General features: G+C 43.7%; 7 protein-coding genes. 1 reads left to right on the top strand and 6 read right to left on the bottom strand.

The genetic code is table 11. The features are described from left to right. From LUQ50_RS06140 to LUQ50_RS06115, 6 genes are all read right to left on the bottom strand, one after another. Nucleotides 1–286: nucleotidyltransferase family protein (locus LUQ50_RS06140; protein ID WP_300037744.1), on the bottom strand; the 286-nt coding region annotated here is incomplete at its 3' end. A gap of 172 nt (nt 287–458) precedes the next feature. Continuing rightward, entirely contained in the window at nt 459–650 is a 192-nt protein-coding gene (locus LUQ50_RS06135) for a PD-(D/E)XK nuclease family protein (protein ID WP_300037747.1), read from the bottom strand. Nucleotides 651–885: 235 nt separating this feature from the next. Further along, nucleotides 886–2,061, bottom strand: coding sequence for an ABC transporter permease (locus LUQ50_RS06130; RefSeq protein ID WP_300037741.1), 1,176 nt, complete (start codon nt 2,059–2,061; stop codon nt 886–888). Next, on the bottom strand, nt 2,061–2,765 hold the full coding sequence (locus LUQ50_RS06125) for an ABC transporter ATP-binding protein (RefSeq protein ID WP_300037738.1): 705 nt from the start codon (nt 2,763–2,765) through the stop codon (nt 2,061–2,063). The genes LUQ50_RS06130 and LUQ50_RS06125 overlap by 1 nt, the downstream gene beginning before the upstream one ends. Beyond that, complete coding sequence (locus LUQ50_RS06120) at nt 2,762–3,919, bottom strand: hypothetical protein (protein ID WP_300037735.1); 1,158 nt, start codon at nt 3,917–3,919, stop codon at nt 2,762–2,764. The genes LUQ50_RS06125 and LUQ50_RS06120 overlap by 4 nt, the downstream gene beginning before the upstream one ends. Continuing rightward, nucleotides 3,920–4,579: a Yip1 family protein gene (locus tag LUQ50_RS06115; RefSeq protein WP_300037732.1), complete on the bottom strand. Its 660-nt coding sequence runs from the start codon at nt 4,577–4,579 to the stop codon at nt 3,920–3,922. It lies immediately after the preceding gene. A 361-nt stretch (nt 4,580–4,940) separates the two neighbouring features. Here LUQ50_RS06115 and LUQ50_RS06110 point away from each other — a divergent pair, with 361 nt between their 5' ends. Beyond that, on the top strand, nt 4,941–8,513 hold the full coding sequence (locus LUQ50_RS06110; protein WP_300037729.1) for a PAS domain S-box protein: 3,573 nt from the start codon (nt 4,941–4,943) through the stop codon (nt 8,511–8,513). The last annotated feature ends 369 nt before the right edge of the window (nt 8,514–8,882 follow it).

Below are 8,882 nucleotides of genomic sequence, written 5' to 3'. Positions count from 1 at the left end.
TATATGGCCGAATATAGGGATCAAGACTCTCAAGAGTTACAAGATCTACCTTGCTGTCGAAATATAACTCAAGATAATCAACTAGCGCAACATAATTTTTCAGGGTTTTATATTCGTCTTTCAGTTCAACGAGGATATCGACGTCGCTCTTATTTGTCTGCTCACCTCTGATAACTGAACCGAAAAGACCGATCCTGATAACCCCGAACGTAGTATGTATAGTCGGAACTATGTCTGCCAGATGCCTGATGATAGAAAACCGGTTTTTTTCTGCGACTCTCTGCATAATGAGATAGTATCTGATTATCAGACGGGACGTGTATTATGCTTTTTCATTCAAGGTTTCCAATGGAAACCTAATCAGAGATATATATTAGGCTCTTCATCAAATTTAATGAGTAGATAGACCAGTAATTCTTTATTATTCCTATCATCTTACCCTTTTCCCACCAGATTCTCTACCGGAACCTGCATATCTGGAAATAATCACACCCACCACATTGTTTCCCGGGCCTTCCCGGAGACCTCTTCTCCTGGATCTGATCAATCATCCCCTTAACAACCTCCCGGATCTCCAAGACCTCATTGGTCTGTACCGGAACCGGATCTACCCGTGCATCTTCGATGTACGCAACCCCACCTGATGACACCAAATGTATTTTTGATGGTGGTAACTACGCCATACAGGTGTCTGATTGCATCTGGCCGGTTTTGCTTCGTAAGGCCCTGCATAATAAGATATACTCTAATTATCTGATGGTGGGTGAACTATGAGTTTCATTCGTATCCGGGCCCGTGATGGTGAGATAAGATAGATCGAGTTTTCTGCTGATGAGTAGGAGAGGAGAAGGTCATGAGTTTTTCGAATAGTTAGGTTTATTATTTTCATTCATGTCGGAGTGCATCAATCGGATTAAGACTAGAGGCTTTCCAGGCCGGATAAAGTCCTGAAAGCATACTGGTTACGATCCCAAATGCCATTCCATATGGAATCTGGATCAGGGAAGCCGGATTATAAAGATACGAAACATCCTTCATAAGAACAGCAACCACCAGGTACCCGGCAGCAAAACTAAATATCCCCCCCACCGCTGAACCAGAGAGCCCGAGAATCAACGCTTCATAGATGAACATACTCCGGACTTCAGCCCGTTTCGTCCCGATGGACCGGAGGATACCAATCTCCTTGTACCGCTCCATCACCGACATCATCATCACATTGAAGATCGAAACTCCGGCTACAATGAGGGATATCCCTCCAATTGCCATCGTAAACAAGGTGATCTGACCAAAGGTTTCGGTGATCGAATTGAGGATCATCCGGGTGTCATATACATCAACCTCGGTCTCCCGCTTGTTCAGTTGTTTCTCTATTGAACTCTTGATCTGTTCAATATCCTTGATATCAGCAGCCTTGATGATCGCCTGATCATGTCCTCTGGTCTCATAAAAATCCCGGTACCAGAGATCAGAGGTGACGATTGCATTGTCAGGGTTGATATCAAAGCCCATTCCCCGTTCTTTAAGGATTCCGACAACCCTCACTCCACTTTCAATCTCACCGATAAGAATACGGGATCCGATTGTCAGGTTATTATCCTTGGCAAGTTTGGCCCCGATCATCACTCCGGACGCCCCACGAAGATACTGACCTTTTTGAATCTCCAGAAGTGTGGGAAGATCCTTGGGATCGATACCGTATATCGAAGCATACAAGGTATCCCGTTGAACTTTAATCCGGTCTCCGCCGGCATAAATAGGGAAGACCTTACTGTTTGTTGCTGCCCGCCGGATAAGTTCTATCTGCCGGTCAGAAAGACGTTCGCTCGTCGATACACTGCTCATCCCTCCCTGATATCCGACATGGGGAGTAACCACGATCGAATCACCTACACTTGAGAGTGAATTAGTGATAGAGAGAGAGAAGGCGTTTCCGAGAATCCCCATCGATGAGATAGCCATAACACCGATGATGATTCCAATTGCAGCAAGGAGTGACCTGAGCCAGTGCATCTGCAGATTCCTGACCGCGAGACTGAAAAAGAGTGAGCCTCCAGCCATCAGACCTCCTCCCTAATCCGCCCGTCCTCTATCTGGATTACCCGGTCTGCATACTCTGCCGTTCGTGGATCATGAGTAACCATGATGATCGTCTTTCCTTCATCGTGACAGAGTTGTTCAAGCAGGGCCATAATTGCCTGGCCGGTCTTGGTGTCGAGGTTCCCGGTCGGTTCATCGCACAGGAGGATTGCCGGATCATTTACAAGGGCCCGGGCGATTGCCACCCGTTGCTGCTGCCCGCCGGATAGTTGGGTTGGCCGGTGGTACCAGAGTGTAGGGACGAGGCCGACAGCTGCCAACACCTCCTGGCACCGTTCTCTTGATGCAGTCATCCCATTCTTCAGGATGAGCGGGTATCGTACGTTTTCAAGAGCATTTAAGAGAGGAATAAGATTGAACTGCTGGAAGATGAAACCGAGTTCATCCCTGCGCAGCGTGGTCTGTTGATCATCGGAGAGGGATCGGATACTCCGACCCCTGATGTAGACCTCTCCTTTGGAAGGCACATCAAGACATCCCATCATGTTGAGCAGGGTGGATTTTCCTGAACCTGATGGCCCCATGATGGCAATAAATTCTCCAGGAAGTACCTGAAGAGAGATATCCAAAAGGGCCGTCACATTCCCTGAAGCAAGGGGATATATTTTGGATACCCCTGAAAACTCCATGACCGGTCCGGTATCTGTCATGATCGGCAGGGTCATTCTCTTCTTCGCCTGCTATACCAGATCGCGAAAATGACAAAGAGGAGGACCGCTCCCGGTATGACATATACCGCCTTATCGGGTATGGGAGATGCCTGTTCCTTTTCAGCCACGGTATCTTTACGAGGGATTTCCAGAAGCGTATCAGTGCTGAAAATATTTCCATCCCGATCCTTGAAACTTGTCTGGAGGGGAACTTCGGTAGTATTTGTGTCAGTCTTGAAAGTAATCTCAAAGCTGGAGAAATCATCAGGCTTGAGAGCACCGACTGCGTAGAGTTTGTATGGGAAGATTGGAATTGCCGGTTCACCCGAAGTAACCTCAACACCATTAGCCGTCTCAAGCCCTGAGTTCGTAACATCACCAGTCACTCTGAAGATATCTCCCTCATCATTCAAGACCACGTTGGATAATACCGGATTTGCCTGTTTTCTACTCTCCCCGAGATGGATCGGGAGAGTGTAGGTGACATTATGCTGATTTATCCCATTCTGGTATGAGAGTGTAAACAACACCGATTGATTCCCATACGGGGTGATATTAACCGGAATATCTGCGGTTGTATCAGACCCCAGGGCACCGACAAAGTAAGAGGCCGGGGTGATCTCATGTCCGGTTCCATTTGCGGTAATCGTCACGCCGGTAACGGTATTATCCCGTGGGTTTCCGATGTGGAGTTGAACAACATCCTTCTTCCCTTCAACAAAAGTCTCTGGTTTTGAAAGAACAGACATCTCGAGTGGATCATTCTGTACCTGCACCCTGAATGGGTATCTGAGAAAATGTGCCCCCCTGAAATCTAATGAAAGGGTCGGATAGAAGATACCGGTTGCTCCCCGGGCCTGAATGGTAAACTCAAGTTTCAGGGAGTTACCAGCACCGATAGAACCTACTTTTCCATAATTGTCTGAGAGGATCAGGAGATCCTTGTCATAGACCATTGCATGGTTGATCGGGACCGCATCCTGGCCGGTATTATTCAGCGTAATTGTTACCAGGGCGGTATCAAGTGGCATCAGGACAGCGGGATCGATCGTGATTCCTGACACCTCAACCTGAGCCGCAGCTACATTCGGATCTTCCGTGGTGTCAGCACTGGCTGAAGCGAGGATCAAAAAGACGATGCAAACGACATATTTCACTAGGCTCTTCATTCAGAGCCATCCGGACATCGTAACGAGGGTATAGAGAGAGTAGATGATATACACCGCGATAGGAAGGCCTGCAGCAACCAGGGATTGCTTTGATGAGAGTCCACAACATTTTTCAAGGCCGATGGCAGCGATATTTGCAGTCCAGATGAGAAGAATGACCGAGAGAATGGTTGAGAGGATGGTATACTCCTGCATCAGAGGATTTTTTAAGAAATCGGTCATGAGCACCTGAATTTGTGCAGGATCAGCTACTTTTATCGGGGTAACCTGGATCCGGGGAAGATACCAGAAAGCCAGCACCAGGCCGATTACCGATCCAAAAAGCTGTGGGAACAGACCGTACCCGGCAATCTCTGCATATCGTTTGAACGAACAGGATCCCTTCATGATTTTTGTCATGACCATGAGAATAACCGCAATTACAAGCCACATAAACCAGGGTGCAAGGAAGGAGGTCACTGCTGTACTCACTGCAGTGATGAGACCGATTCCCTCCATGAAACCTGAGAGCATTCGTCCGGTAAGTTCCCCAAGTAGGTATCCGCTTCCTGCAGTGAAGACCGACATCAGCAGGATAATCAAAGCCGGTTTTTTTAATGATGGTTCAGATCCAGCACATGTTTCAAAAAATTGTTTCGGTGATAATAAAATCTGTAACATCTTTCCTCCCTTACATACCATAGGTGTGAAATTCTAATAGTATTTCCGTTTTAATTTCAATGGACTCTTTTCAGTATCGTGAGAAGATTGCCTGAAATTCTGAGAAATCAAACCTGGTTTGGAATAATATAAACTCGTGTAGGCTGGAGATCATTTTTGTATACCTGAAGTAATGTCAGAAGATAATATGAAAAAACAGATTGAATTACCGGGGGGATCATTTTCGGATAGTAAAACCAGACCTGACTTGAATGCCTTTCTTCTCGTCAAAAAGGTTAAAGGATTCCTACTCTAAACTCTAGCACATCTCAATATCTTTCACTGATACTATGTCACATCAATACCTGGAGAAAAATTGGAGATGATACCTCCTGAACCTGACACACACAATAACATACTGGCATCAGAGAATAACGATCTGATCTCTCTCCTCTATGTCGACGATGAAGAGGATCTTCTTACTCTTGGGAAAATTTTTCTGGAACGGACGGGTGAGTTCAAGGTCGAAACCCAGACTTCTGCAACGGTTGCCTTAAGATCCCGAATTATCCAATCATATGATGCCATCATATCAGATTACCAGATGCCTGGCATGGATGGAATAGAATTTCTCAAAACCGTCCGGGAACAATATGGCGATATTCCATTTATCCTGTTTACCGGTAGGGGTCGTGAAGAGGTGGTGATCGAGGCAATAAATAACGGTGCTGATTTTTATATCCAGAAAGGAGGAGATCCAAAACCACAATTTGCAGAATTATCACACAAAGTAAAGCAGGCAGTGAGACGAAAACAAGCTGAGGATGAACGGCTGACACAGTTCAATGAGTTGATTCAGACAAAAAAAGCATTACAGGAAAGTGAATCAAAATTTCGAGCGATTATTGAGACATCTCCGGATGTAATCTGGGAATTAACTCTAGAAGGAATTTTTACTTACGTTAGTCCAAGGAGTTCTGACATTTTTGGGTTCCACCCGGAAGAACTGATCGGTACATCAGTTTTTTCATTTTTTACGCCTGAAGGGAAAGATATCGTACAAGTACTGCTAGCAGATACTACCCATCGCAAACCAGGTCTCACTACGTTTGATATTCCAGCCATTATAAAAGATGGCAGTGTCCGGATTTTCAACTGCAGATCATATCCACTTATGAGTACTGATGGAATGATGATCGGATTTCGGGGTGTCACCAGCGATGTTACTGAAAAAATACAATACATAAAGGCTCTTCACGAAAGCGAAGTACGTCTCAGGTCATTCATCGAATCAACAAGCGAAGCAGTTAGTCTCATTGATGAAGACGGAAAAGTGATCGAATGGAATGCAAGTTCAGAAAAATTAACCGGAATCAGAAAAGAGGAAGCCCTCGGGAGTTATCTATGGGATATCACTTACCGGATGCTTCCTCTAAAATACCAGAATGATGCATCCCGAATGAAGATCAAACAAAAAGTGCTCTCTTCACTGAAAACCGGCATACCGTTTTTCAAAAAACCCCATCTATTTGAATCAATTCATCAGGATGGAACCAGAATATTTACTAAAAGAATTGTATTCCCGATTAAAACTGAAAAAGGATATCGTTTCGGATCGCTTGCCCAGGATGTCTCTGATGAACGGCGTATGGCAGAAGCACTTCAGGAAAGCGAGAAACGGTTTCGTGGAATGGCGGAACGATCTTCAGATCTGATCCTTATTCTCGATAAGGATATGAAACCTACCTATGTCTCACCATCTTCCCGATGGATTATCGGGTATGAACCCGAAGAGCTGATAGGTAAATCTCCTGAATTTGCTTTAACCACTCTATTTTCTCAAGCTGGATCCTATTTATCGAATGCGATTTATAAAACATTGCATGGAGAGATTGCTGAAAATGTGGAGATACAGGTTACCAAAAAAGATGGAACCCTGATATTCGTTAATCTTCATGCGATACCGATAATATTACATGGTTTGGTAACCGGCGTACAGGTTTCAATGCGGGATATCACACAAAATAAAATAATAGAACTGGCACTTCGCGATTCTGAAGAAAAATTTGGTACGGTATTCAGACTGAATCCAGTTCCTCTGACACTTGTTTCGCTGATAGAAAATGTGTTTACCGATGTGAATGACGCTTTTCTTGCTGGTACCGGATACACCCGCGATGAAGTAATCGGTCAACATCCTGACACGTTAGGGATTTTTGCAGATATAACCGAATATAATCGCCTTGCATCAGAGTTAAGGAAGAAGCATATTGTCCGGGGGATGGAAGTGAAATCCCGTTTAAAGACAGGAGAAATCAGGTTTGTGAAGTTTTCTTCAAGCCGCATTTACATTCAGGGGAAGCCTCAAATTTTATCAATTGTTGAAGATATAAATGAACAGAAGGCTGCAGAATCGGCAGTCAATGCTATTGTATCTGGAATTGTCGGAACAACGGGAAAAGAATCCCTGGACCGGATTTCTGAAAGCATCACCAAATGGCTTTCTGCAGATTGTGTCATGATTGGTGAGATTACGCCAGACAAGGAACATGTTCATGTTCTTTCCATGATTCTTGACGACAAAAAAGTCCTTGATTATTCATATCAATTGAAGGGAACACCATCTGATGAAGTTATAAAAAAAGGTTTTGTTTTTTATCCAGCGAATTCAGGCGTTCATTTTCCAGATTGTAAACCCTTAGCAGGTTTACAGATTCAGGGATATATTGGAGTACCACTCAAAAATTCATACGGGGAGATTGTTGGAATACTAAGCATCCTGTCACAGAACCCATTTATCGATAAAATTCGTGTCAGAGAGGTTATTGATATTATCGCAGTTAAAGCAGGAGCCGATATTGAACGGGCACATATTGAGGAGACGCTTTTAACTAAAGAACAAATTCTTGCCGATACCATGGAGATGGCAAATCTTGTGGGTTGGGAATGGAATGTATTATCACAGAATTTTATCTTCAATGATCGGTTTTACACACTATATGGAACTACCGTAGAACATGAGGGAGGATATTTCATGAGTCCTGAAAGGTATGTCCGTGAGTTTGTGTTTCCTGCTGATATTCCTAAAGTTCGGGAAGAAGTAACAACATCATTTAATCCTGCTAATGCCCATCAAATCTTTCGTTTTGAACACCGAATAATTCGAAGAGATGGAGCGGTTCGCTATATTTCAGTTTTTTTTCGGGTAACCTTTGATGATGAAGGGAGAGTTGTAAACAGTATCGGGGCAAGTCAGGATATTACTGAAGAGAAACTCATAGAGGAGGCAATCAGGAAAACAAACCGCCAGTTACATCTGCTCAATGACATCACAAGGCATGATATTTTGAATAAAATATCAGGATTTTCCGGATACCTTGCCATTTTGGAGATGGAATCAAAGGACCCTGTAATACTCGATTATATTCATAAGATGAATGAGGGTATCAAAGATATCCAGTCAGAGATTGAATTTTCCCGGGTTTATCAAAAGATTGAATTTTCCCGGGTTTATCAAAATTTAGGATCACACGAACCACAATGGATTTCACTTGACATCATTCTATCGAGATTACCTCTTCCAAAAACAATATCATTTTCCAGCACCTGTACCGGGTTATCTGTCTTTGCAGATCCAATGCTTGAAAGTGTGTTTAAGAATTTACTTGATAATTCGATCCGGCATGGTCAGCATGTTACCAACATAACGGTGTCGGTTCATACGGAAAATAACCACCTGACGATCATCTGGGAAGATAACGGAGTTGGGGTTTTGGTAGACAATAAAGAGCGAATATTTGAAAGAGAGTTTGGAAAGCATACCGGTTATGGGCTGTTTCTGGTGAGGGAGATCCTTTCGCTGACTGGTATTTCGATCAAGGAGACCGGTGTTTTTGAAGAAGGAGCCAGATTTGAGATCATCGTTCCTTCCGGCTCCTTCATGGGATCAGAATAATTCAGGAACCCGCCAGGTATTTTGTTTACCTCTCAATATATTCCATGCAAATCTTTGCGAATCTGTGTATCCCTCACGACATAATGAGTCGTAAAACTTGTTTATGAATGTTTGTTAGAAATTTTGTATCACGATAGTAAACTGATAAATAATCCTATAAATTTTCAGCGACATATGAACTAAACATTGTACGGAGCAATGATCACTCCCCCGATACCAGAGTCCAAAAAAGATTACTTTGAGAAAGTCATATGCTCAACAATAGCATCAGGGTCCAGACTCTTCGTGATGGTTGCATTAATTGATGAACCATCCTTTTCGAGATTAATCGTATATCCACCTTTCTCATTCCAGTTTCCCGTGCAAGTA

Origin of the sequence: Methanospirillum sp. (assembly GCF_028679455.1) — an archaeon.
GTDB lineage: Archaea > Halobacteriota > Methanomicrobia > Methanomicrobiales > Methanospirillaceae > Methanospirillum.
This window is presented reverse-complemented; position numbering and strand designations above follow the sequence as displayed.

Excerpts from the sequence above, each read along its gene's own strand:
- LUQ50_RS06130 (WP_300037741.1), bottom strand. The coding sequence starts at position 2,061 with ATGGCTGGAGGCTCACTCTTTTTCAGTCTCGCGGTCAGGAATCTGCAG.
- LUQ50_RS06125 (WP_300037738.1), bottom strand. The coding sequence starts at position 2,765 with ATGACCCTGCCGATCATGACAGATACCGGACCGGTCATGGAGTTTTCA.
- LUQ50_RS06120 (WP_300037735.1), bottom strand. The coding sequence starts at position 3,919 with ATGAAGAGCCTAGTGAAATATGTCGTTTGCATCGTCTTTTTGATCCTC.
- LUQ50_RS06115 (WP_300037732.1), bottom strand. The coding sequence starts at position 4,579 with ATGTTACAGATTTTATTATCACCGAAACAATTTTTTGAAACATGTGCT.
- LUQ50_RS06110 (WP_300037729.1), top strand. The coding sequence starts at position 4,941 with ATGATACCTCCTGAACCTGACACACACAATAACATACTGGCATCAGAG.